The sequence below is a fragment of the Clostridia bacterium genome (genome assembly GCA_035628995.1).
In the GTDB taxonomy this organism is placed as follows: domain Bacteria; phylum Bacillota; class Clostridia; order Lutisporales; family Lutisporaceae; genus BRH-c25.
The window spans coordinates 206,429-230,975 of sequence record DASPIR010000010.1 but is presented as its reverse complement, the minus strand read 5'-3'; the positions used below and the strand labels follow the sequence as shown (position 1 = coordinate 230,975).

At 40.6% G+C, this 24,547-nt stretch carries 20 protein-coding genes and 1 tRNA gene; 15 read left to right on the top strand and 6 right to left on the bottom strand.

Annotated features, from left to right (window positions below; translation table 11 throughout):
- Positions 1-61: 61 nt before the first annotated feature.
- The 5 genes from VEB00_03885 (at position 62) to VEB00_03865 (ending at position 5,303) form a co-directional block, all read left to right on the top strand.
- Positions 62-1,381 carry an ATP-binding protein gene (locus tag VEB00_03885; protein ID HYF82154.1) on the top strand — a complete coding sequence of 440 codons (1,320 nt, stop codon included), beginning with the start codon at positions 62-64 and terminating at the stop codon, positions 1,379-1,381.
- A gap of 209 nt (positions 1,382-1,590) precedes the next feature.
- The gene (locus VEB00_03880; GenBank protein ID HYF82153.1) at positions 1,591-2,202 is read left to right on the top strand and encodes a TetR/AcrR family transcriptional regulator; all 612 of its coding nucleotides are present in this window, start codon (positions 1,591-1,593) and stop codon (positions 2,200-2,202) included.
- 3 nt (positions 2,203-2,205) lie between these two features.
- A complete protein-coding gene (locus tag VEB00_03875; protein ID HYF82152.1) occupies positions 2,206-3,366 on the top strand; it encodes an efflux RND transporter periplasmic adaptor subunit in 1,161 nt (386 codons plus the stop codon).
- A 12-nt stretch (positions 3,367-3,378) separates the two neighbouring features.
- Positions 3,379-4,173, top strand: a complete 795-nt coding sequence (locus tag VEB00_03870; protein HYF82151.1) for an ABC transporter ATP-binding protein — start codon at positions 3,379-3,381, stop codon at positions 4,171-4,173.
- Entirely contained in the window at positions 4,170-5,303 is a 1,134-nt protein-coding gene (locus VEB00_03865; GenBank protein HYF82150.1) for an ABC transporter permease, read from the top strand. The genes VEB00_03870 and VEB00_03865 overlap by 4 nt, the downstream gene beginning before the upstream one ends.
- Positions 5,304-5,385: 82 nt before the next feature.
- On the opposite strand, the gene VEB00_03860 is transcribed toward VEB00_03865, so the two are convergent.
- From VEB00_03860 to VEB00_03840, 5 genes are all read right to left on the bottom strand, one after another.
- Entirely contained in the window at positions 5,386-5,553 is a 168-nt protein-coding gene (locus VEB00_03860) for a hypothetical protein (protein ID HYF82149.1), read from the bottom strand.
- Positions 5,554-5,685: 132 nt separating this feature from the next.
- Positions 5,686-7,539 (bottom strand): hypothetical protein, encoded by a 1,854-nt coding sequence (locus VEB00_03855; protein HYF82148.1) that lies wholly within the window; start codon positions 7,537-7,539, stop codon positions 5,686-5,688.
- A 20-nt stretch (positions 7,540-7,559) separates the two neighbouring features.
- Positions 7,560-8,966: a HAMP domain-containing sensor histidine kinase gene (locus VEB00_03850; protein ID HYF82147.1), complete on the bottom strand. Its 1,407-nt coding sequence runs from the start codon at positions 8,964-8,966 to the stop codon at positions 7,560-7,562.
- Entirely contained in the window at positions 8,963-9,634 is a 672-nt protein-coding gene (locus tag VEB00_03845; protein ID HYF82146.1) for a response regulator transcription factor, read from the bottom strand. Before VEB00_03845 ends, VEB00_03850 begins: the two co-directional genes overlap by 4 nt.
- A gap of 214 nt (positions 9,635-9,848) precedes the next feature.
- Positions 9,849-11,027, bottom strand: coding sequence for a M20 family metallopeptidase (locus VEB00_03840; GenBank protein HYF82145.1), 1,179 nt, complete (start codon positions 11,025-11,027; stop codon positions 9,849-9,851).
- 172 nt (positions 11,028-11,199) lie between these two features.
- On the opposite strand from VEB00_03840, the gene VEB00_03835 reads away from it, so the two are divergent.
- The 4 genes from VEB00_03835 (at position 11,200) to VEB00_03820 (ending at position 15,467) form a co-directional block, all read left to right on the top strand.
- Complete coding sequence (locus tag VEB00_03835; GenBank protein HYF82144.1) at positions 11,200-12,564, top strand: MATE family efflux transporter; 1,365 nt, start codon at positions 11,200-11,202, stop codon at positions 12,562-12,564.
- 151 nt (positions 12,565-12,715) lie between these two features.
- The gene (gene pepF, locus VEB00_03830) at positions 12,716-14,524 is read left to right on the top strand and encodes an oligoendopeptidase F (protein ID HYF82143.1); all 1,809 of its coding nucleotides are present in this window, start codon (positions 12,716-12,718) and stop codon (positions 14,522-14,524) included.
- Positions 14,525-14,595: 71 nt separating this feature from the next.
- Positions 14,596-14,671: transfer RNA gene (locus VEB00_03825), tRNA-Ala, on the top strand.
- 349 nt (positions 14,672-15,020) lie between these two features.
- Positions 15,021-15,467 (top strand): hypothetical protein, encoded by a 447-nt coding sequence (locus tag VEB00_03820; GenBank protein ID HYF82142.1) that lies wholly within the window; start codon positions 15,021-15,023, stop codon positions 15,465-15,467.
- 125 nt (positions 15,468-15,592) lie between these two features.
- Here the strand turns inward: VEB00_03820 and VEB00_03815 are convergent, their stop codons facing one another.
- Complete coding sequence (locus tag VEB00_03815; protein ID HYF82141.1) at positions 15,593-16,483, bottom strand: AraC family transcriptional regulator; 891 nt, start codon at positions 16,481-16,483, stop codon at positions 15,593-15,595.
- 212 nt (positions 16,484-16,695) lie between these two features.
- Between VEB00_03815 and hydA the strand changes: the two genes are divergently transcribed.
- The 6 genes from hydA (at position 16,696) to ygeW (ending at position 24,538) form a co-directional block, all read left to right on the top strand.
- Positions 16,696-18,054: a dihydropyrimidinase gene (gene hydA, locus VEB00_03810; protein ID HYF82140.1), complete on the top strand. Its 1,359-nt coding sequence runs from the start codon at positions 16,696-16,698 to the stop codon at positions 18,052-18,054.
- A 414-nt stretch (positions 18,055-18,468) separates the two neighbouring features.
- Complete coding sequence (locus tag VEB00_03805) at positions 18,469-19,500, top strand: BMP family protein (GenBank protein ID HYF82139.1); 1,032 nt, start codon at positions 18,469-18,471, stop codon at positions 19,498-19,500.
- 118 nt (positions 19,501-19,618) lie between these two features.
- Positions 19,619-20,731, top strand: coding sequence for an ABC transporter permease (locus VEB00_03800; protein ID HYF82138.1), 1,113 nt, complete (start codon positions 19,619-19,621; stop codon positions 20,729-20,731).
- Entirely contained in the window at positions 20,728-21,648 is a 921-nt protein-coding gene (locus VEB00_03795) for an ABC transporter permease (GenBank protein ID HYF82137.1), read from the top strand. The genes VEB00_03800 and VEB00_03795 overlap by 4 nt, the downstream gene beginning before the upstream one ends.
- Positions 21,649-21,660: 12 nt before the next feature.
- Positions 21,661-23,169, top strand: coding sequence for an ABC transporter ATP-binding protein (locus tag VEB00_03790; GenBank protein ID HYF82136.1), 1,509 nt, complete (start codon positions 21,661-21,663; stop codon positions 23,167-23,169).
- A 172-nt stretch (positions 23,170-23,341) separates the two neighbouring features.
- Entirely contained in the window at positions 23,342-24,538 is a 1,197-nt protein-coding gene (ygeW, locus tag VEB00_03785) for a knotted carbamoyltransferase YgeW (protein HYF82135.1), read from the top strand.
- Positions 24,539-24,547: the final 9 nt, after the last annotated feature.

The window sequence follows — 24,547 nt, the reverse complement described above, 5'->3', positions numbered from 1 at the left end:
GTTTGACTTATGTAAAACTTCATGCTATGCTTACTGCAAAAGTAATATGGAGGTGTTGCATATGTTTAGGCAAACTATGAACGATTTAATCAAATGGAAGAATAGCAAATACCGAAAGCCATTAATCGTAAGAGGAGCAAGGCAGGTCGGTAAAACATGGCTTATGAATGAGTTTGCTCATACGCAGTATAAAAGCTGTGCATATATAAATTTCGACAATAATGAACGTATGGAAAGCCTATTTAGTGGCAACCTGGATATAAAAAGAATTATTACTGCTCTGCAGATTGAGACAGATGTTACAATTGATGCAGAAACTACATTGATTATTTTTGATGAGATACAGGAGGTGCCTCGAGCACTTACATCACTCAAATATTTCTGCGAAAATGCACCAGAATATCAAATAATTGCCGCTGGAAGCCTGCTCGGGGTAGCACTCCATCCGGGTACTTCATTCCCAGTAGGCAAGGTAGACTTTCTGGATTTGTATCCTTTGGATTTTTTGGAGTTTTTGAGTGCGACTGGTAATAATAATCTTGTGGACCTTTTACAGACTCATGATTTTGAGATGATTACAACCTTTAAAGGCAAATATATTGATCTACTAAAGCAATACTATTATATCGGTGGGATGCCGGAGGTGGTGGCAAGCTTTGTGGCTTCATCTGATTATTCTATGGCACGCGATATACAAAAGAAAATTCTCAAGGCTTATGAGCAAGACTTTTCAAAGCATGCGCCAAATGAAGCTGTGCCACGAATTAGAATGCTGTGGGCGTCTATCCCATCACAACTTGCTAAGGAAAGCCGAAAATTTATATATGGACTAATTAGACAAGGGGCGCGAGCAAGAGAATATGAGCTTGCTATGACATGGCTTATTGATTGCGGCTTGATATATAAAGTGGGTCGTATATCAAAACCTGATATGCCGCTAATTGCATATCAAGATTTTAATGCTTTTAAGCTGTTTATAGTTGATGTGGGATTACTTGCTGCAATGAGTGACCTTGATTTGAAATCAATACTTGAAGGTAACAAAATGTTTGAGGAGTTCAAAGGAGCTTTAACTGAGCAATATGTACTCCAGCAACTTAAATCAAGCGGTAAAGTAACACCGTATTATTGGTCAGCTGAAAAATCTACTGGTGAAATTGATTTTATTTTTCAGAGTGGCGGAGATATTATTCCTCTTGAAGTTAAAGCATCAGAAAACTTACAGGCAAAAAGCCTTAAAAATTATTGTTTAAAATACCAGCCAAAACTGGCTTTTCGCAGCTCCATGTCTGATTATAGACAGGAGTCTTGGCTAACAAATATTCCGCTATATGCGATCAATGTATTGATGGGGCTTTTGGAACAGGGTGATGTGGAGTAAGATATACGCGGTAATATAGTTGATACATGGGAGGGTGCATTGAAATGCATATCTCATTGCCTGATCAAATCCGGCATAAGTCACGCCTCATGTGGTCGTGACTTTTTTAGTGTGGACATTTATCTTTCTACCATCTTGACAGAAAAGGATAATATTACTATAATAATAAGTGAGTAGTCACTCACTTATGGGGGAGGTTGTTAAGTTACATGGGAAATAGCAGTGAAACGCAGGATAGAATTTTAGATACAGCTATACGGCACTTTGCAAAAAAAGGGTATCATGGCACCAAAACTGCTGATATCGCAAAGGATTCGGGAGTCTCCGAGGGGACCGTTTTTAAGTATTATAGTACGAAGAAAGATATATTAAGGAGTGTTTTGAACAAAATAGTCCATGAAATCATACCAGGTATAATGTTCGAATCAACTGAGGATTTTCAAAACTTAGCATCTTCAGCGGATGCTAAACAGGAAATCAAAGGTTTTATAAAAAGCAAAGTTGTAAAAGTGAATGAGAATATAAGCGCATTTAAAATACTTGTGAACGAACTCCCGTTTCATGAGGATATTATGAATGAGTATGTAGGCCAGTTCATACCTAAAGTAATCAAAATGGCTGAAGGCTTCTATGGTTTGGGCGTTGCAAAAGGAATATTCAGGGATATTAATCCTCATACAGCAGTAAGGAGCTTCATTGGTATGCTTGCTACAGTTGTGTTGGAAGGCAACGTATTGAAAAAGTCACTCGATGTTGATAAGGAATTGGATGTGGTACTGGATATTTTTATGAATGGAATATGTGTTAAGAAAGAGGGGTAAGGCATGAAATCTAAGAAGAAGATTGTTATTCCTGTAGCTATTGTATTAATCGCGGTTGTTGCTTACATTGGCTTTACATATGTTAGGTCAATCACTTCAGGAACGGGGGACAGCTTTGTATTTTACGGTACTGCTGAAGCTGAACAGATAGATGTCAGTGCTGAGGTCAGTGGACGGATTAAGGAGATAAAGGTTCAGGAGGGACAGATGGTTAGGGCAGGAAGCCTTTTGGCAGTTATTGATACTCCTGAGAACCAGGTAAAAGCAGAACAATCAGAGATTTCTGTGGAAAGTGCAGAGAATGAGCTCGCAAGGACAGCAGAGGGAAACAGGGAAGAAGAGATAAACATTCAGCGGGCGCTAGTTCAACAGGGGGAAGCTGCAGCGAGACAAGTCCAAAACGCTGTAAAACAAGTTGATGCGACCGTTGGGCAAGCAGAGCAAAATCTCAAGTCGTCACAGGAAACCTTTACCTTAAAGAAAGATCAATATGATGATATAAAGGTGCTTTTTGATACAGGTGCTGCTACTGAGCAGGACCTGAAGAATGCAGAGTATGCAATGAATACAGCACTAAATGCTCTGGAAAGCGCCAAGCATTCAGTTGAAAGTGCAAAAGCACAGCTTTCAGGGTCAAAGGCACAGTTGGACGGTGCAAACGCGCAGCTTGCTGCATCACAGGAAAAGCTCAGGCTTCTGATAAATGGCGCAACAGAGAGAAGCATAAGTGCTTCAGAGTACGGTGTAGCACAGGCGGAAAAAGGGTTGGAGCTTACGAAACTCGTGCTGGATAAGAGCAAGGTGTCGGCAGCAAAGGACGGAATCATTGAGACGGTGAACTTTAGCGAAGGTGAGTATGTAGGTTTGGGAAGCCCATTAATGACAATAACGGATCAGTCTAACCTTTGGGTGAAGATATATGTACCGGAGAAGGCCCTGCCAAGCCTGAAGCTGGGTAAGCAGGTGAGCATAAAAAGCGATTACATCAAGGGCAGGGAAATAAAAGGACAGATAATATACATTTCCCCTGAAGCCGAGTTCACCCCGATTAACATAGTTACAAAAGAAGACAGAATGAAGCTGGTATTTGCAGTGAAAGTAAAGATAATGGACAATCTGGACAGCATAAAGCCCGGTATGCTGCTGGATGTCAATGTAAAGTAGCGGGTGAGGGATATGGATTACGCAATTTCAATAAAAAATCTTACAAAGAAATTCGGCAGCTTCACAGCCGTAAATGGTATATCTTTTGATATACCAAAAGGAAAGATATTTGGTTTCCTGGGACCTAACGGCTCTGGCAAGTCAACAACTATAAGGATGATATGCGGAGTGATACGTCCTACCTCCGGTGAAGGGAAGGTCCTGGGTTACGACCTTATAAAGGATACAGAAATGATAAAGCATAATATAGGGTATATGTCGCAGAAGTTCAGCCTTTACGAGGATCTGACGGTGGAAGAAAACCTGGACTTCTATGGAAATATATATATGATGCCCAGAGAGCAGCTGCAAGAAAGGAAGAAGCAGCTTATAGAGATGGCTAACCTGAAAGGCAAGGAGAAAAGCCTGGCAGGTACACTTTCGGGGGGCTGGAAGCAGAGGCTGGCCTTAGGCTGTTCCCTTATACACAACCCAAGTCTTCTTATACTTGATGAGCCGACAGCAGGAGTGGACCCTGTTTCCAGGAGAGAATTCTGGAATTCAATAACACAGCTGGTCGGTGGCGGAATAACAGTGCTTGTGACGACCCACTACATGGATGAGGCTTCGATATGCGATATAATTGGCTTTATATACAATGGCGATCTTATTACAATTGATACTCCGCAGGAACTATACAAAAAGCATAATACTCAGAACTTGGAGGATATCTTCATACACTATGTAAAGCAATTGACAAATAAAGAAGTGATATCCTCATTCAAGGACCTCAAGGCCAAAAGGTCGGAAGGCGGGGTGCAGGAATGAAGTTCAAAAGGCTTTTGACAATAACCAAGAAAGAGTTCATACATATAAAGCGGGACAGGGCAAGCCTTATTATGGCTCTTGTCGCACCCGTCATGATGCTGCTCATATTCGGTTATGCGGTAAATACAGATGTAAACCATGTGGACCTGGTGGTATGTGATGAGAGCAGAACACCTGAGAGCAGAGAACTTATAGATAAGTTCAACAACTCATACTACTTCAAAGCCTTTGAAATGGTAGAATCAATGGACAAGGTGGAAGAATACATTGATAAAGGCATAGTCAAGGTAGGGCTTGTGATTCCAACAGATTATGCCAGAGAAATAAAAAGGAACCAGACTGCACAAATACAGATACTGGTTGATGGCTCTGATCCGACAATCGCAAGGACTGCCATGTCATACTCAGTTATATTGGCAAATAACCACACAATCAAGCTTCGGGAGCTTCAAGCAAAAAAAGCCTTGCTTGCGGCTGGTACTGCACCGGCTGTAAGTGCAAAGCCGCTGGTTATGTATAATCCCACTCTGGAGAGCAGCAAGTTCAATGTGCCGGGAGTGGTGGGACTGATACTGCAGAATATAACCATCATTCTGACGGCCTTTGCAATGGTAAGGGAGAGGGAAAGAGGGACTATAGAACAGCTTATAATGACCCCGGTCACTCCTTTGGAGCTGATTGTAGGCAAGCTGATACCATATATAATAATTGGCTTTTATGATTTTATAATTATATTGGGATTAAGTTATATTATGTTTGGAGTAGCTATAAAGGGAAGTCTTCCGCTGTTGATTTTGCTAGGCTCAGTATTTCTCATCGGAGCACTTGCGATGGGAATGCTGATTTCGACGGTGGCCAAGTCTCAGCTTCAGGCAATGCAGGCAGCAATGCTCTTTATACTGCCCAGTGTGCTGCTTTCAGGCTTCATGTTTCCCAGGGAAGCCATGCCAAAGCTTATTTATGCTATAAGCTGTGCATTCCCAATAACGTATTTTTTAGAAATATTGAGAGGGATAATAGTAAAAGGGGTTGGACTGAATTATCTTGCGGAGGTTACAACAATACTAATGCTTCAGATTGCTGTAATAATAATTGTGACAATGAAAAAGTTCAAGAAAACTTTAGATTAGCAATGCCCATAAGAGAGGGTATTTTCCTGCGGCAAGGGAAAACGCCCTTTTATTATGCCGCAGGTGTATGAGGTCGTAAATGCTACCTGGATAGTTTTTCAATGTTCTTTTCTCGGATGTTGTCATCATCGTCTATATCACCAATGACTCCTGGATCTTCGCCAAAAAATATCACACCGCCGCCGTTTATCATATTTTGTATTGGAATAATAGCAGCGCTGGTTTTTTTACCATCACTATCACGATACATTTTCTTCACCTCGGTTATAGAATGCCCTTTTTTATAATTAAAATTAAAATGCGCGAAACTCGAAATGAGTAACGCGCATCAATTTTCCTAAATCTCCAAAGACCATCCCTAACCCATTGCCCATTGCCTGTGCTAAAACAACTGCGAAATGCTCAAAGGGTCAGTATTCCAGCTTTCTATTTCAAACTGCTGCTTATATTGTCTGGAAAGTACAAGCTTATATTTCATAGTGTTGGTACCATCCTGGATAATTACTTTTACTTTTGCGTTGGTGGACCTTTCGGCGCTTTCAGCTCTATGGGGATCGCTCAAGGACCAGAGCTCAATCTCTCCGACTTCAAAGGTGAGCTTATCAGCGTTCTTTATAAGATCTTCGACAATTTTTCTCTGGGCTGCCCGGTACTCATTATCTTCCGCTGCTATCCAATACTTTACGGCTTCATCCCTATTCTTGAACTTAATATCGTTAAGATGCTTTCTTACAATTGCGTTAATAGCATTTACTTCAGCAGAAGCTGAATGGGTTGAGAAGCCAGTGATATACCATTTCTCTCCGGTTTTTATCATTTCAACTGAGTTGATATAGTACAGGCCCAAGTTTACCGAAGCCTTAGTGCTGCTGACGCTAAGCTGATCGAAATAAATAGTCGGAGGTATATGGTCCTCCCGTTGATGAGTCGGTATAGGCAAATTATATCTTTTAAAGTCCACCAGTTTATTTTCCAGGGCTTCCTGAGGGAGTGGGTCATAGGAATTAGTGTATATTTCCTTGGCTTTATTCTCGTATTTTTCATAGGTATCATTGAACTTATAGTCTAGTTGAAACATCTTAAGCAAGGTTGTCTTTATTCCATACATATCTGTATCATCATTTCTTAAATTGTTTTGATATACTCTGAGGTCCTTGGCATTTACGTCAATGCTGTTTTCACTGTAGCCGCTTATAAAGTACAGCTTATCCTCAGCCGGACTCATATAAAAGGTCGGCGTTGAAAGCTTGGCTGTAGTTCTTGTCATGGAAGTCGGGTTGATTTTTACCAGCAAATATCTGAAGCGGCTGTCAAGGTCATTGTTTAGAGTTGTGTACAGGATATCACCGGTTGATTTCATTATATAAGAGCAGTATATCGGTGCGTTTTCAATGGATTTGCTCTCTAAGGTTTTCAGGTTGACAACATTGAGCCCGCTCATAAAGTCTTTGGTATATATCACGTTTGAATTGTCGGAATCAATGAAAATACCGTTTGCGATGCTGGTAAAGCTTTTTTTGCTGAAGTCGTAAAAAGCAATCATGTCGTTATAATCGTCATTTTTCATCTGAACTATGTAACTGTCGTCGCTGAATTTCCTTTTTATAAAAGGGGTATAGCTGTCCACTGCAATTGATATGAACTCCCTGGAAGCTATATCGAATTCCATACGAGTGTTTATAATCAGACTTTTTGAATCCTTTGACCAGCTTAAATTGTAGTAAGAATTCCATTTCTCGGCGGAAACCAGCTTTTGCAGCTGTCCTGTTATGCTGTTATACATAAATATATTGCTGCTTCCATCAATGAAGGCCAAGGATTTTCCTGTTTCATCAAAACGGAAATCCTTGAGTGACAGATACTTCCCGAGGCTTTTGCACTCTCCGCTTTCAGTGAAGACCATGTAAAGGCTAATTTCCTGCACCAGATTCCCAATTACTACTCTATTGTTTGCGATATCTGCGATAGAGCTTCCGGTGGTCTGATAGGCAAGAACCATACTATAGTCCGGAGATACTGCAAGGGGCTTCAAATCTGCACCAACTTTACCGGCTGCTTCTGCGTATTTTTCTATGGGAAACTTTTGAAATTCAACATTCAGATGTTCATATAGACTTTTGTCCTGCTGTGTCTCGCTTTGACTCTTATCATTAATGACAACCAAATGTCCTTGCTTTATGGCACAGCCTGACAGCAAAATAATTGAAACCGACAATATAAAAGCTAATCTTTTCATTATTATCCTCCATATAAAGGCTAGACTAAAGTTATTATTATACTGGTACCTTTCTGGGGAATACTGATAATCTCTATATTTCCACCATGCTTGTCAACTATTTCCTTAACGATAGACAGGCCCAAGCCCCAGCCCTCGGTCTTGCTGTTCCTGGATTGATCCACCTTGTAATAGGGGTCGAATACACTCTCAAGGTTCTTTTGATCTATTCCACAGCCATAGTCTATAATTTCAAGCTTTATAACCTCATGGCGACTCAAATTTATATCAATGACGGGGGATTTACTGTATTTGATGCAGTTGTCAATAATGTTTATTACTACCTGCTTAAAGAGGTCAGGGTCCACTTTCAGGGTGATATTTTCCAAATTAAGCCTGCAGCTGGTGCTGTATCTTTTCATTTTATACTGCATTGAATCGCAGGCGTCCTCTATAAGCTTCTTTAGGTTTGATTCTGATTTGTTTATTTCGAAGCTGTAGTTCTTCAGCTTTGAGAGCTCAAGAAGCCTTTCCATCATTTTAAGCATTCTTTTTCCTTCGGAGGTTATATAAAAAAGGCTTTTATCCCTTACCTCTTCATCGTTGGTTTTCCATAAAAGCTCGGTATAGCCCAGAATAGTGGTAAGGGGGGTACGAATCTCATGGGTAAAATTATCAAAAAAGTATTTTTGCTTTTCCTTTTCGCTGCTAAGCTTTGTTATCATATCTTTAATGCTGTCCGCCATAGAATTGAAGGTGGTGGAGAGATCTCCAATCTCATCATGGGTGGCTGCGACTGCACGGCTTTCAAAATTGCCTTCAGAAAACTGCTTGGTGGCTTCATTCAGTATTTTTATTGGATTCGTTATCCTATTGGAAATCAAGGTGCTGCCAAACATCATAAAGACTGAAAGGAACACCCCGGTGAGTACGAACATTTTTATTGTATTACTCTTCATGTTATCAGCTTCATCAAGGTCGTATATGAAGCCCAGGGAGTAGGTGTACCTGTTGCTGATGCTTACAGGCACTGCATAATAGAACACCCTGTTCTTACCTGGCGAAACAAAATATGCCTTGTTTTTCTGGAAGGTTTCTGCAATTTCAGGTCTTACGACTTCATCAGAGCTTGTTGACTCTTCTGAATCCCCGAGCAATTCAGTGCCATAGAATATCTGCACTCTGCATTTGACAGATTCCTTCAACACTTCTGCGAGATAATTGGCACTAGTGTTCATAACAGCAGGAACCTCAAAATCATTGGGGGCTTTACTTAGTGCATATTGTTCAATATATATGGCCGAGTAATTGCTTTGGTTTTCAAGATATTGAAGTGTGGTCCTCAGGTTATAGTTGTCTGTTATTTGTGTAAGTATGGTTCCTAAAATAATGAGCATGAAAAAAAGAGCACCCATATTAAGTGCAATAATTTTATGTTTTAGTTTCATATATGTACCTCAAATTTATAACCGATTCCAAATACGGTTTTTATAAAGAAGTTATATTTGCCAAGCTTTTTCCTCAGTCTCTGGACATGCATGTCTACGGTCCTGCTGTCTCCTATGTATTCGAACTTCCATACCAGCTCAAGGAGGTTTTCACGGGAAAAGACCTTTCTTTGGTTCTCACATAGAAGCATAAGAAGGTCATATTCCTTTGGGGTCAGAAGCATCTCCTCTCCATCAAGATAGACCTGCCGTTCCGCTGTATTAATCATTATCGGTCCTAATTGTATATTGGTATCTTCCTTTGCACTGAATTTATCAATTCTTCTGAGTACGGTTTTTATCCTTGCAGTCAGTTCCCTGCTGTCGAAGGGCTTGGTTATATAGTCATCTGCACCCAGCTCAAGGCCGTACAGCTTGTCCTTGATGTCATTCTTAGCAGTGAGCATTATTATAGGTATGCTTAGACTCTGAAGTTGCTTGCATACCTCAAAGCCACTGAGATCAGGAAGCATTATATCCAGGATTATTAGATCCGGAGTGAATATAGGCGCAGCCTTGATTGCTTGCTGTCCTGTATAGCAAACGCAGGTGTCGAAGCCTTCCAACTCAAGATTTATCTTAATTAGGTCAACTATCGCCGGTTCGTCATCAACTATTAGTACCCTCAATACAATCACCCGCCTAATGGATTATACAAAATGCGAAATAGTATTTCGCATTTCTGTTTCCTTAGTGTATTTCGCGGAAATCTAAATAATTCCTATTAAAAGTTTTTCCGCGACTTTTTAGTCATGTTTATAATTATTTTAACATAAAATTGTCGTGGTGTTGTATATATTTTGTAACATAATGTACAGGCGATGGGCAATAGGTTAGGCAGGTCTACGGGGTAGAGGGCGTACTTCCGATAGAAGCGAATTCTTCTTTTATTCTTTTTAAGAGCTCTTTGTCTGTCAATACGTCATAGCCTGTAAGTGCTAGAGCGCATGAACCCTTGATCAGCGCGTCATGGGCTTTGTCAGTCATAGTTGCATCCCTGAATTCTGAGGTGTGTCCTACAAGCTTTGTGTCTGATATGGAGATGTAAGGGTGAATGGCTGGAACCACATTGCTTACATTGCCCATATCAATTGAGCCGGAACTGGATCTTTGAGGATGTATATCATTGACTCCAACCTGCTTAAGGTTTTCAACGAAGGCTTTGGATAGATTCTGATTAGTATTCATGTCATCATAGGAGATCTCATAGTTGCTTATTTCCAGGGAGGCACCAGTCATCATTGCTGCTCCTCTGGCTATATTCTTAACCTTCTCGGCCACTTTCTTGAGATATTTCTTTTTGCCCGCTCTTACATAAAACTGTGCAATAGCTCTGTCCGGTACAATATTGGCGGCTTTTCCGCCCTCCTTAACGATGCCGTGTATTCTGACATCGGAGGTAACATGCTGTCTTAAAGCATTTATTCCATTGAAGGTGAGTATAACAGCATCCAGTGCATTGATGCCTTCATGAGGAGAGGCTGCGGCATGGCTGGACTTGCCCTTGAAGTCGAATTGCAATGCATCCATTGCAAGAGAACTGCCGCTCTCATAGGTCGTATCTTCAGGATGCAGTATCATAGCTGCATCAATATCGCTGAAGACTCCGTTTTCTGCCATTGCTACCTTTGCTCCATCTGTTTCTTCCGCGGGGGTGCCAAGCACTATTAAACGTCCTCCTGTTTTATCCAGCACCTTGCTGAGGCCGACTGCAGCTCCGCACCCCATGGTTCCAATCATATTGTGACCACAGCCATGACCTATGCCGGGCAGGGCGTCATACTCGCAAAGGAAGGATACGGAGGGGCCTGGCTTTAAGCTGTCATATACAGCTTTGAAGGCTGTGGGCTTGTTTATGATGTTTGTTTCCACAGAGAACCCGCACACCTTAAGAAAGGAAGTCAACTTCTCCATTGCCTTGAATTCGTTGTTTCCCATTTCAGGGTTGCTGCATATATAGTCACTTATCTCAGATAGCTGTTCTCCAAGTCCTTGAATCTCCTTAATTATTAAATCCTTCATAATATCCTCCTGTAATTTAAATGTTCACTGGCATATATTATTTGTTTAATTATAACTTTAAATACTTTTACTGTACATGACTATAAGCTTTGACCAATATAAAATTCGATATAGAAAATAATGCGCATTAAGGTTAAAATAGTTAATATACATTTTATTTTGGGGGGTTAATATGACACAAACGATAGAGCAAAAAAGCCTATTAAAAGGAATACTTACCCTTTCAATACCTACAATGCTGGGTATGATGTTCGAAACACTATATGAAATTGTTGATATGGCATGGGTGGCGAAGCTATCAATCAATTCGGTAGCCGCAGTAACGATATTTGCAACAGTATGGTGGATATTGAATATTGTCAATGATATCGTAGGTACCAGCTCCGTATCAATAATATCAAGATACTACGGTTCTGGGGACAAGGAAAGAACTATAGAAGCCATAGAACAGACGATAATTTTCAAGTTTCTTCTTGCTCTTATTGTAGGTATTGGAATGAGCTTTCTTATCCCATACATTTTAGGCCCGCTGGCTGGGAATCGTGAGGTACTTGACCAGGCAACGATATATGGAAGGATAAGGCTTATAACACTCCCGCTGGCATTCTCCTCTTATACTGTGAATACCGCATTAAGGTGCATAGGAGATGCAAAGAAGCCGCTTTATATTATGGCTTTCTCAGGAGTTTTGAATATGGTGCTTGACCCCATTATGATTTTTGATGTTATACCCTATATCGGAATTAAGGGGATGGGGCTTGGAATAGCCGGCGCAGCCTATGCTACAGTGATATCTCAAGCAATAGCATTTGTTATAGGTCTGTATATACTCATGTCAGGCAGAACCTTTATCAGAATAGGTTTTAAGAGAGGAATCTACTTCGTTAAGTCAATCGATATGAAGCTTTTGTCAATAGGTCTTCCTACCGGTTTGGAGGGTCTTCTCAGAAATATTGGCAGCTTCTTAATAATGAGATTCATAGCCTCCTACGGAGTGGCCGTCGTAGCAGCCTTCGGAATATGTATAAGAATAGTCAGCCTTGTCGCAATGCCTGTCTTCGGCTTGGAAATGGGCACCAGTGTAATTGTCGGTCAGAGGCTGGGCGCAGCAGACTGTAAAAGCGCAGAGAAGGCAGGCTATCTTACAGCTGAAATCTCCTTTGGACTTATGGTGGCTACTGGTATTATACTTGTGATATTTCCGACTTTCCTAATGAATATTTTTACGGATAGTGAAGAAATTATTAGAATCGGCATATTGTTTTTAAGGTACTTTTCCATTGCGGCTCTGTTTATGGGGCCGGCCGGATCATTGGCTTCAATATTATTTGGAGCCGGAGACAACACTCCTTCAATGCTTGGAGCACTGATTTCAGTCTGGCTTGTGCAAATACCACTGCTATTTGTGTTTGTACAGTTGATGCACCTGGGAGTTGAGTGGGTGTGGATAACCTACATCTTTGCCTACTTTGTGCAGTTCCTTAACATATTGTACTTTGTGAAAAAGGGCAAGTGGAAGGACAAATGCGTGATTTAGTGACGGACAATGGGCAATAGGTTAGGGAAAGGCTTTGAGGTTCCAGATTGAGTGGGACGCTGGAGCATGGTAGGGGCGAACAGTGTTCGCCCGGATGATGTGTGACGGCATGAAGAAATAATAATTTTAAATAAGGTGAGGGGTTAATATGATGCAAAAAGGATCCAGTCTTCCCAAAAGAAATGAGATACCGCAGGAGTACAAATGGGAGCTTGAAGCTATATATGCTTCAAACGAGTTGTGGGAGAAGGATTATCAAAAAGTGAAAGAAATGGCGGATAGGCTGTCTCCCTATAAGGAGGCTATGGCGGCAAATGCTGCAAAGCTGCTTGAGTGCCTCAATCTGAGTACGGAAATGACGAGACTTTTTGAGAAAGCATATGTATATGCTCATATGAGAAGCCATGAGGACAGCACCAATTCATTCTATCAGGGTCTGGCAGACCGTGTAGACTCACTCGGGGTGGCAGTGAACAGCGCCAGCTCTTTCATAGTACCGGGCATTCTTGCTATTCCGGATGAGAAGCTCAAAGAGTTTTTGAAAGAAAGTGAGGACTTAAGGTTATACGGGAGATACCTAGACGAAATCAGAAGAATAAAGCCTCATATATTAAGTGCAGGCGAAGAGCAGCTTTTGGCTATGACTGGGGAGATGGCTCAAGCTCCTGAAACGATATTTGCAATGCTTAATAATGCGGATATTAAATTCCCTTATATCAAGGATGAAAAAGGCAATGAAGTGGAGCTCACAAAGGGCAGATATATTCAGTTCATGGAAAACAGCGACAGAAGAGTAAGGAAGGATGCCTTCGATGGGATGTACAGTACTTATTTCAAGCAGAAGAACACCCTTGCAGCACTGCTTAATGCAAATGTGAAGACCAATATATTCAGCTCAAGGGCAAGAAAATATGCTTCCGCAAGGGAAGAGTCACTTTTTGCAGATAATGTGCCTGTTACGGTATATGACAATCTGATAAGTGCGATACATGACAATTTTGAGCTGATGTACAGGTATGTAAGACTCAGAAAGAAAATGATGGGACTAGACGAACTGCATATGTATGACCTTTACGTTCCAATGGTAAAGGAAGTTAAAATGGACATTACCTTTGAGGAAGCAAAGAATATGGTAAAGGAAGGACTGGAGGTTCTTGGCAGGGATTATATAAAGGATTTGGAAAAGGGCTTTGATTCAGGCTGGATTGACGTATATGAAAACGAGGGGAAAAGAAGCGGCGCTTATTCATGGGGCTGCTATGATTCACATCCCTATGTGCTTTTGAACCATACGGACACCTTGAATCATATGTTTACCTTAGCTCACGAAATGGGCCATGCACTGCACAGTCACTATTCCGACAGCAATCAGCCATATATATATGCACAGTACAAAATATTCGTAGCCGAGGTGGCTTCAACGCTCAATGAAGCACTGGTAATGAATCATCTTCTTGAGACCACAAAGGATAAGACAAAAAAGATGTATCTGCTCAATTACTTCATGGAGCAGTTCAGAACTACAGTATACAGGCAGACTATGTTTGCAGAGTTTGAGAAGCTGATTCATGAAAAAGCCGAAGCAGGAGAAGCCTTGACTTCTGAACTGCTGTGCTCGATATATAGAGATTTGAACATCAAGTACTATGGACCGGATATTGTAGTTGATGACTATATAGATATGGAGTGGGCAAGAATACCACACTTCTACAGCAGCTTCTATGTATATAAATATGCGACAGGCTTCTCGGCAGCTGTGTCCATATCTCAGCAGATACTCAAGGAAGGGCAGCCTGCAGTGGATCGATACCTGGAGTTCCTGAAAAGCGGCGGCTCAGACTATCCGATAGAGCTCTTGAAAATTGCTAATGTGGATATGTCAACAACAGTGCCGGTGAATAATGCCCTAAAGCTTTTTGGAAGCCTTCTAGACCAAATGGAAGAGCTGTTGGAGAAATAAAAATACTAGTATTTGGAGTTGTATTTTTCTTGCAATTGATATAGAATATATGTTATCTAAACAATTTAAGTGGGGGTATAGCGCAGCTGGGAGCGCGCTTGAATGGCATTCAAGAGGTCAGGGGTTCGATCCCCCTTATCTCCACCAAATAAGTATGATACTCGTCAGAAATGGCGAGTTTTTATTTGTATATTTGCATATAGGGATCGAACCCGATTGGGCAATTTGCGTTAAGAAAATGCTCCTGTGCGAGCGTTTTTAGCAAATTGTACGGAGCCGTCAGACGACGTAGCAGTATGCAAGCAAAGCGCAGCAGACGACGATCCCCCTTATCTCCTCCAAATATTGAAATATACTGTCCTTCGGGGCAGTTTTTCTTTTTGATTAACTGTCTGCTAATGTTACGGGTTTAATAATTTAATTCAATTTAATATGCTTTCTGGATTAAGGTTATACTATTATCAAAGTTAACTTATTTTAGGGGGTGTATTATAAAATGGGTTGGATTATTTTTTTCATAAGCTCAATATTAATGATCCTTTTGATAAAACCTTATAAAAAATGGAGCCAGCTTTGGTATGCAGGGTTAATTACTATGGCAGTTCTATATGCAATTGACTCTACTCTAATAGCAGTAGGTGCATTTTCATATCAATATCCCAACCCTTTAATTGGGGAGTTGCCAACGCTGTATTGGCTAAGTTCATTTTTTGGAGGTGTAGTTTTGGCATATTATTATCCACAAAGAAAGTTGCTGCAATTTCCTTATATACTGCTTTCAAGTTTTTTGTTTTTACTCTTAGAACTCATTATGCACTTTTTCCGATATATTAAATATCATAATTGGTCTCCAATAAATTCTTTATTTTTGGATTTATTCGGTTTCATTATTGTTATCTGGATATGGAATTGGATTAATGAAATCAGAATAAAACAAATATAATGCGTTGTTAAATAATTATGATTTAGATACACAAAACAGATACTTACTTTTTTGAATAGTAAGTATCTGTTTCTATTTTTTATCTCAAGTTATATAAAAGCTGCCTACTACATTTTTCGAAACAATCATTCGATTGATTTTTTCACAGGAACATATATCTCCATAACTGTATCAGCTCTATGGTGGCAACGCTCATCGTAAAACTCGAAATCAAGTTTACTTTCATCATAAACATAGCCACTATCCTTAAACCAATCTTCAAATATATACTTCCAAGTGTTTTTGATAACCTTGGCAAACTCATTTTGCTCTAGGTCGTTTGTAGAATCTACTGGTGGAGTTGTAAAAACAGCGTATTCTGCTTCGGGAACTTCCACTGTCAGCATATCACCTTTCACCTTTGAGAAATCATCTACAATTACACCAAGAAGATAAGTGACATTCCCATAGGTAGAAGATGGAATACATAAACCAACCTCTCCGTGTTTGGGAGGGTTGAGAGCTTCGTACATTTTGGTTTCTAAATTCTCACCATCGTAATTACTCCAAAAAGATGCAATATCCTTGGTATAATTGCTTCCAGCAATATTTGTTTGTATGCCATATCCTGCAACCTTAAATGCAGGTTTTTTTACTATAACAGGATTCATAATATAACCTCCGATTTCAAATGTTGTTTTTGCCTCGCAATATCCAGCCATTCTTGCTGAATATTGTGTCGGGCTATAATTAAATACTTGACGAAAGGCTTTGGTAAAACCACTTTGAGTTTCAAATCCATAATCTAAAGCAATATCAATAATTTTTCTACCATTGAATAGTTCAGTTGCCGCTAATGATAATCTTCTGCTGCGGATATATTCCATTATGGACATTCCTGTGCACAAACTGAATATCCTGCAAAAATGGTAAATGGAATATCCAATCTCGTCGGCAAGTTCTCCGATAGTTATATTTTCCTTAATATGTCTTTCAATGTATTGAATGCACTTTTCGATATCTTTGCTATAATTCAATGTACCACCTCACCTTTCTCCGTACGGTAATTTTATTATAGCAACATCTTAGAAAAGAAACTGTTCCTATTTTGCTAAATAAACGGAGGGTTATATAAATAGTCTGTACTTTAGATTTTTCTATTACTATATTTACCTCGTGTTTTTGTTGGTGTATTATTGTAGCTGTGAAGAGAATCGGATAAAAGGAAGTGATTTTTGTGAGCGAAGGTATGGATCTAATAATAAAAAACGGGACAATCGTTACTGCATCGGAGACATATAAGGCCGATGTTGCTGTGAAAAACGGAAAAATCGTGATGATTTCTAAGGACGTGGAATTGGAAGGTGATTTGGTTATTGATGCGGCAGGCAAATTAGTATTGCCGGGTGCCATTGATGCCCATGTACATCTTGAGTTGCCTGTCGGGGCAACTGTTTCAGCAGACAGTTACGAGGCTGGAACCCGGGCTGCAGCCTGCGGAGGTACTACGATGGTTTTTGATTTTGCTACTCAGGAAAAAGGCATGGGACTTGTGGAAGCAGTTCAGGACAGATTCAAATATGTTGAACCACAGGCTTGTATAGATTATGCCTTCCATGTTGCAATTACCGACCTGACTGAGAAAATTCTTGATGAATTCAAAGCATCTGTTGAGTTTGGCGTTCCCAGTTTTAAGCTTTATATGGTTTATAAGGGTATGATGGTTGATGACGGAGTAATTGCAGCTACACTGGAAAGGTCAAAAGAAACCGGAGCTTTGATTGCAATACATGCAGAAAACCCCTATCTAATTGACAGCAGGATCAAAAAGCTGCTTTCTGAAGGCAAGACTTCTGCATGGTATCATTATGTAAGCCGCCCTGAATTTGTGGAGGTTGATGCGGTAAGGAGAATCGTTTATCTTGCCAAAACCTTCAATGCTCCCTTGTACATTGTGCATTTGGCAAGCAAGGAAGGCTTGGATGAAGTAACAAAAGCCAGAGATGATGGCTTTGAAATATATGCAGAGACCTGCCCTCATTATCTAAACTTTACTAATGAAGTGTATAAAAGAGAAGATGGAAGATATTTTGTATGCTCGCCTGCTATTAAGGGGGAGGAAAGCCGGAATGCGTTATGGGAAGGTTTAAAAAGTGGGGATATTTCTACAGTCGCAACAGATCATTGTCCATTCCAATCCTATGAAAAGGATTGGGGCAAGGATGACTTTACAAAAATTCCTAACGGCTGCATGGGTGTAGAGAACTTATATCCGTACATGTTAAGTGAGGCCAACAAAGGACATATATCTTTCAACAAAGCAGTAGAGGTCTGTTCAACAAATGTAGCAAAAGTTTTCGGATGCGCACCTCAAAAGGGGACCATAGCAGTTGGCAGTGATGCAGATATAGTAATTTATGACCCGGAAAAGAAATTTGTTGTTTCTAAAGAAAATATGCATTCCGATGTTGATTACACCATATGGGAGAATTACGAAATGACTGGGTATCCTGTTATGACTTTTTCTCGTGGAAAACTGGTGTTTGAAGAGGGCAGGTTCATAGGTGAACCTGGCTGGGGCAAGTTTGTGAAGTGCTATAGAGAATAAGTGCATATTGAAATCAAAAGACTTCAATCGAAGTCTTTTTTATTTTTGCTTTTTTTGCTTTTGAATTTTATATGAAATTTTGTATATTCGCTAATAAATGAATATTATGGACATGAACCAATAGTTGTTGACGCTTAGTAAAAGCTACTGATATAATATATATATTAGTCAGAATATATTGATTAATCAATCAACAAAATATTACATCATCTTAGCTGCAATTATTTCTAATGAATGGGTAATATGTAACGAAATTAAATAAAAAAAGGACAGGCTTTCTTTAGATAAGCTGCTATATTTGAGCATTTGCTAAATCTTCCTGCTACAATTGTGTTTACAAGCGGTCAAAACAATTCCTAAAAAGAAGTTGATGACCGCAGTAATAAATAAAAATTATAAAGTGGAGGGATTGTTATGAAAGAAGGATTAAAGAAAGTTTCCTTACTAGTATTAGCTCTAATAATGGTAATGACTCTCATTGTAGGATGTAGCCCTAAAGAACCTGTTTCAAGTGATAACACTTCTAAAGAACCTACTACCCAAGAAACCAAGAAAATGAAGGTTGCTGTAATTCTTTCAGGTCCTATCAGCGACATGTCCTGGAATGCAACAGCATACAACGGACTTAAAAAAATCGAAGCACTTGGCGCTGAGATCTCCTATCAAGAAAATGTTCCTGTTTCCTCTCTTGCAGACAGTATCAATACATACGGCTCAGAAGGCTTTGATGTGGTATTCCTGAGCACTAACAGTTACGAAGATATTGGAGCACAGTATGCTCCACAGTATCCTAAAACACAGTTTATCCTAATTAACGGAAAAACATCTCATGGGGATAACCTGGTAGCACTGAAGATTGCAGATGAACAGCAAGGCTTTTTAATGGGTGCTGCTGCAGCACTTATAAGTAAAACCAAGAGTGTTGGCTTTGTTGGAGGTTCAGAAATACCACCAATTATCAACGGAAGGAAAGGCTTTGAGCAGGGCGCAAAATACATTGATGCAAATGTTAAGGTAAACGCTACTCTAATCGGTAACATGGACAATGTAAACCAGGCAAAGGAAACTGCAAAAGCAATAATAGAATCAGGTGCTGACGTTGTTTCTCCTATGTGTAATGCGGCCAGCCTTGGAGTATTACAGGCTGCTGAAGAAAGCACTTCAGCCAAGACTGTTGGTTCCAGTGTAGGCCAGGAGAAAAATGCTCCGAAGTCAATGGCTATCAATATTGGCAAAGATACCTCGATTGCTTATGAAACTGCATACAAGAATTTTGTAGCAGGTAAACTTGGCAAGGAAGTTGTAAAAATGGGAGCAGCTGAAGGTGTTGTATTCCTGACAGACTGGTTCGAAGCAGGTAAGGATGTTCCAAATGATGCACGTGAAAAGCTTAAGGCTATATATAGTGATTTAGCCGCAGGTAAAATCACAATCGATCTTAAGTAATATTTGCTAAAATTAATAACCTAAAATATAATAATAAAACTTTGTCGGGACTTTTAGTGGTTCCGATAAAGTTTTATTATGGAAAACTTTTAACAATGAATTCTTAAGGAGGGGAGTTATGGCGGCAAATAGTATACAAAAAAAAGCAGAGTCACTCTTTAAAAGCAGTTACTATCCACTAATCTCTATCTTAATGGCACTGCTAGGCGGTGGAATTATTATCTCAGCACTGGGCTTCAGCCCAATTGATGCTTATCGGGCATTGATAAAAGGTTCCTTCGGCAATGCCAATGCTATCGGTGAAACACTAGTCAAGGCCAGCCCTCTAATATTTACAGGCCTCAGCTATGCTATTGCAAAACGCTGCGGAATTATAAACCTTGGGGCTGAGGGTCAACTCTATGCAGGCGCACTTACCGGCACACTGGTTGGAACTGCACTTACAGGCCTTCCCATGGCCATTCATCTTCCTCTTGCCATAGCTGCAGGTTTTCTGGGAGGTGCAATCTTCGGCATGCTTGTAGGCGTACTGAAAACGCGATTTGGTGCCAGTGAATTGATTACTACAATTATGCTTAACTACATTGCAGTCAGCTTCATCAGCTTCTGTGTAACAGGACCTATGAAGGACACAGCAGCAGGTTCTTTCCCACAATCCAAACAAATTCTTGCAAGTGCAAGATTCCCCCACCTAATGGAGGGAAGCCGCCTTCACGCAGGAATCTTTGTAGTAATACTTGCACTCCTTTTTTATTATTTCTTTATGTGGCGTACAACCAGGGGATATCAGATGAGAGTTATTGGACTGAATTCCACTGCCGGACATTACGCAGGTATGAACCTGAAAACCAACAGTATTTTATCAATGTTCCTGGCAGGAGGTATGGCAGGTATTGGTGGCTCCATGGAAATCATGGCTGTTCAATTCCGTCTGCTTCAGGACTTCTCCAGCAATTACGGCTTTGACGGAATTGCTGTGGCCTTACTTGGTAATAACAGCCCCATTGGTATTGCACTCTCAGGTATCCTTTTTGGAGCCCTGCGCAGCGGTTCCGGAAAAATGCAGATGCTGGCACAGGTTCCAAGTGCGGTTATATACATGATTCAGGGCTTTATCATTCTATTTGTAATAGGACGAGAAATGTTCAACCTTTCTAAACTGATTAAAAATAAAAAGCAGATACTCAACCCATGCAATGACGAAACTGTAAAGGAGGCTGAATCAAAATGATAGATGGTATTACCAGCTTTTTAGCTTCTGATATCCGTACTGCTACACCTATTATGATAGCAGCTCTAGGTCTTGTATTCAGCGAACGTGCAGGTATTGTCAACATAGGAACAGAGGGTCTCATGCTGATTGGTGCCCTGATGGGCGTTATAGGCTCCCTTACAACCGGTTCAGTATTGGTGGGTGCCATTGTAGCAATTGCTGTGACCATGTTTTTTTCTCTGATATTTGGCTTCTTTACCATCACTGTCCGTGCAGACCAGACGGTTGTGGGTACTGCAATCAATATCTTTGCAAGTGGTCTTACCATAACCCTTAACCGTGTGGTATTTGGGGTTAGTACAAGCGTACCTAAAATCGATGTATTTGACAGGGTTGCTATTCCTGTACTTTCTAAAATCCCTGTTATAGGCGAAGCCTTCTTCAATCAGTCAATCCCTGTATACCTTGCCTTCCTCGCAGTACCTGCTGCATGGTTTGTGCTTCAGAAGACGAACATTGGCCTGAAGCTGCGTGCGGTTGGAGAACATCCAAAGGCCTGTGATACTGTTGGTATTAATGTACTAAAAACACGTTATCAGGCTGTTTTATTCAGTGGATTTATGGCAGGTTTGGCTGGGGCCTTTGTTTCAATGGGCCAGCTTAGCTTTTTTACTGAAGGAATGATTGCTGGACGTGGCTTTATGGCTTTGGCAGCAGTTGTATTCGGGAACTACACTCCAGTGGGAGTAATGTTTGCAGCTTTGATATTTGGAGCAGGTGAAGCCATGCAATATCGCTTGCAAGCGGCTAACACCGGAATACCCTATCAGTTCCTGGTTATGCTTCCCTACCTCATTACCGTAGTGGCGATTTGTATGATGTCCCGCAGAAGCAACAAGCCGGCAGCCAGTGCGGTACCATATTCTAAAGAATAGGGAGGATGATGTATTATGGCTTTTTTGGAAATGAAGCATGTTACCAAGCGTTTTAAGTCTGTAGTTGCAAACGATGATGTTTCTCTTAGTGTTGAAAAGGGTGAGGTTCACGCTTTGCTGGGCGAAAATGGAGCTGGCAAATCTACACTTATGAATATTCTGTATGGCATGTACGACCAGTCAGAGGGCGAAATCTACTTCCATGGCGAAAAGGTACACATTAAAGACACCAAGCAAGCGATTGAACTCGGCATAGGTATGGTACACCAACATTTTATGCTTATTCCTGCACTGACAGTAATTGAAAATGTCATTCTCGGTTTAAAGGAAAATAACATGGTACTTGACCTTAATAGTGCCGCAGAAAAATTCAAGGAAATGGCCAAAAAATATAACATGGAAATCGACCCATGGACAAGGGTGGAAAACCTTTCAGTAGGACAGCAGCAGAGGCTTGAAATTCTTAAAGCTCTGTATCGAAATGCAGACTTGCTGATTCTGGATGAACCCACCGCGGTGCTAACTCCCCAGGAGGTTGTTGGTCTGTTCGATATGGTGCGCAAGCTCACCTCCGAAGGAAAAACTGTTATCTTTATAAGCCATAAGTTGGCTGAGATTATGGAAATTTGTGACCGCTGCACGGTGCTCCGTCAGGGCAAAGTGGCTACCACAGTAGCTATAAAGGATGTTAAAAACAAAGAAGACCTTGCCATACTGATGGTTGGAAAGAATGTGGAACTTGTTACCCGGAAGAAAGAGGCAACCGTAGGAGAGGAAATTCTCAGAGTGGAGAATCTCTGTGCAGTTAATCAGGATAAGCGTCCTGTTCTTATAGATGTCAGTTTCTCGCTTCTTGCAGGTGAAATTCTGGGCATATGCGGTGTAGACGGCAACGGCCAGTCCGAAATGGTAAAATGTATAACAGGTCTGCATAAGGTTAAAAGCGGCAAATACTTTATCAAATCAACTGACTGTACTAATGAAACCCCTAAACAGGTGCTAAAGCACAAGATTGCACATATTCCTGAGGATAGGCACAGGATGGGCATGATTAAGAGTATGAACATCGAAGAAAATCTCATTCTTATGTGCTATGACCAGCCGCCATATTCCAAGCATGGAATTCTCAACTGGAAATGGATTGACAAGCATTCGGAAGAACTATGCAAAACTTACAATATAAAGACTCCGAGCATCAAAGAGATGGCGGGAAACCTGTCTGGAGGCAACCAGCAAAAGTTCGTAGTTGGCAGAGAGCTTGACCGAGACCCCGACCTGCTGATTGCAGTTCACCCATCCAGAGGTCTGGATATAGGAGCCACCAAGTATGTCCAATCACGTATTGTAGAAGAAAGGGACAAGGGTACAGCAGTTCTGTTGGTTTCCACTGAACTGGACGAATTACTGGAGCTTTCTGACAGAATTTTGGTTATGTATGGAGGAAAGGTTATGGGAATCGTTGACCAGAAGGTCGCTACCAGAGAATATCTGGGCAAGCTGATGGCCGGGATTACTGAATAACTGTAGAATGCATGCATTAGGATGTTGAAAAAGAATTCAAATAAATATAATAGCCTTATTGACAAAATTTCCATGTAATTTTATAATTGAATTGACTAGACAATCTAATTTTATTCTTCGTAAGTGCCAAGGTAAAAAATGAAAATTATTAATAATTAATAGGAGTGTGCGTATGGAAGAAATAAGAAAGCTTATTAGACAATTTGAGAAGCTCGACAGCAAGGATATGTACAACAATGATTTTTTATTGACATGGGAAAAAACTGATGATGAGATTCATGCAGTATTTCAAGCAGCAGATATACTCCGAAAAATGAGAGAGAACAACATATCTTCCAAAATATTCGACAGCGGGCTTGCAGTATCGTTGTTCAGAGACAATTCAACAAGAACAAGGTTCAGCTTTAGCAGTGCCTGCAATCTATTAGGTCTGACAGTACAGGACCTGGATGAAGGAAAATCTCAGGTAGCCCACGGTGAAACAGTGCGTGAAACTGCAAATATGATTTCCTTTATGGCTGATATAATCGGTATCCGTGATGACATGTATATCGGCAAAGGCAATACATACATGAGAGAGGTTTCTAAAGCTGTAAAGACCGGGCATGAAGATGGGGTCCTTGAGCAGAGACCAACCTTGGTTAATCTGCAGTGTGATATAGATCATCCTACACAGAGCATGGCTGATACGCTTCATCTGATCAACCATTTTGGAGGCGTGGAAAAACTTAAAGGCAAGAAAGTTGCTATGACTTGGGCTTATTCACCTTCTTATGGCAAGCCTTTGTCAGTACCACAGGGAATAATCGGGCTGATGACAAGACTGGGAATGGATGTGACTTTAGCTCATCCGGCCGGCTATGAACTTCTGTCTGATGTAGAAGATGTAGCAAGAGCAAATGCAGCAAAATGCGGCGGAAAGTTTGTAAAAACCAATTCGATGAAGGAAGCCTTTGAAAATGCTGATATTGTTTATCCGAAGAGCTGGGCTCCTTATGCTGCCATGGAGAAAAGGACTGCACTATATGGCGACGGCAAGTTTGACGAAATCAAAGCACTTGAAAAAGAACTTCTGATTCAGAATGCAAATCATAAGGATTGGGAATGCACAGAAGATATGATGAAACTCACAAAAGGCGGCAAAGCTTTGTATATGCATTGTCTACCTGCTGACATATCAGGGGTAAGCTGCAAGGAAGGTGAAGTTGCTGCATCGGTATTTGATAGATACCGTACACCTTTGTATAAAGAGGCCAGCTATAAGCCATATATCATAGCAGCAATGATATTCCTGAGCAAAGTTAAAAACACACCGGAAACTTTTAATCAGTTATTAAATTCGAGTGCATCAAGGTTCTTTGGAAAATAACTTAATTTA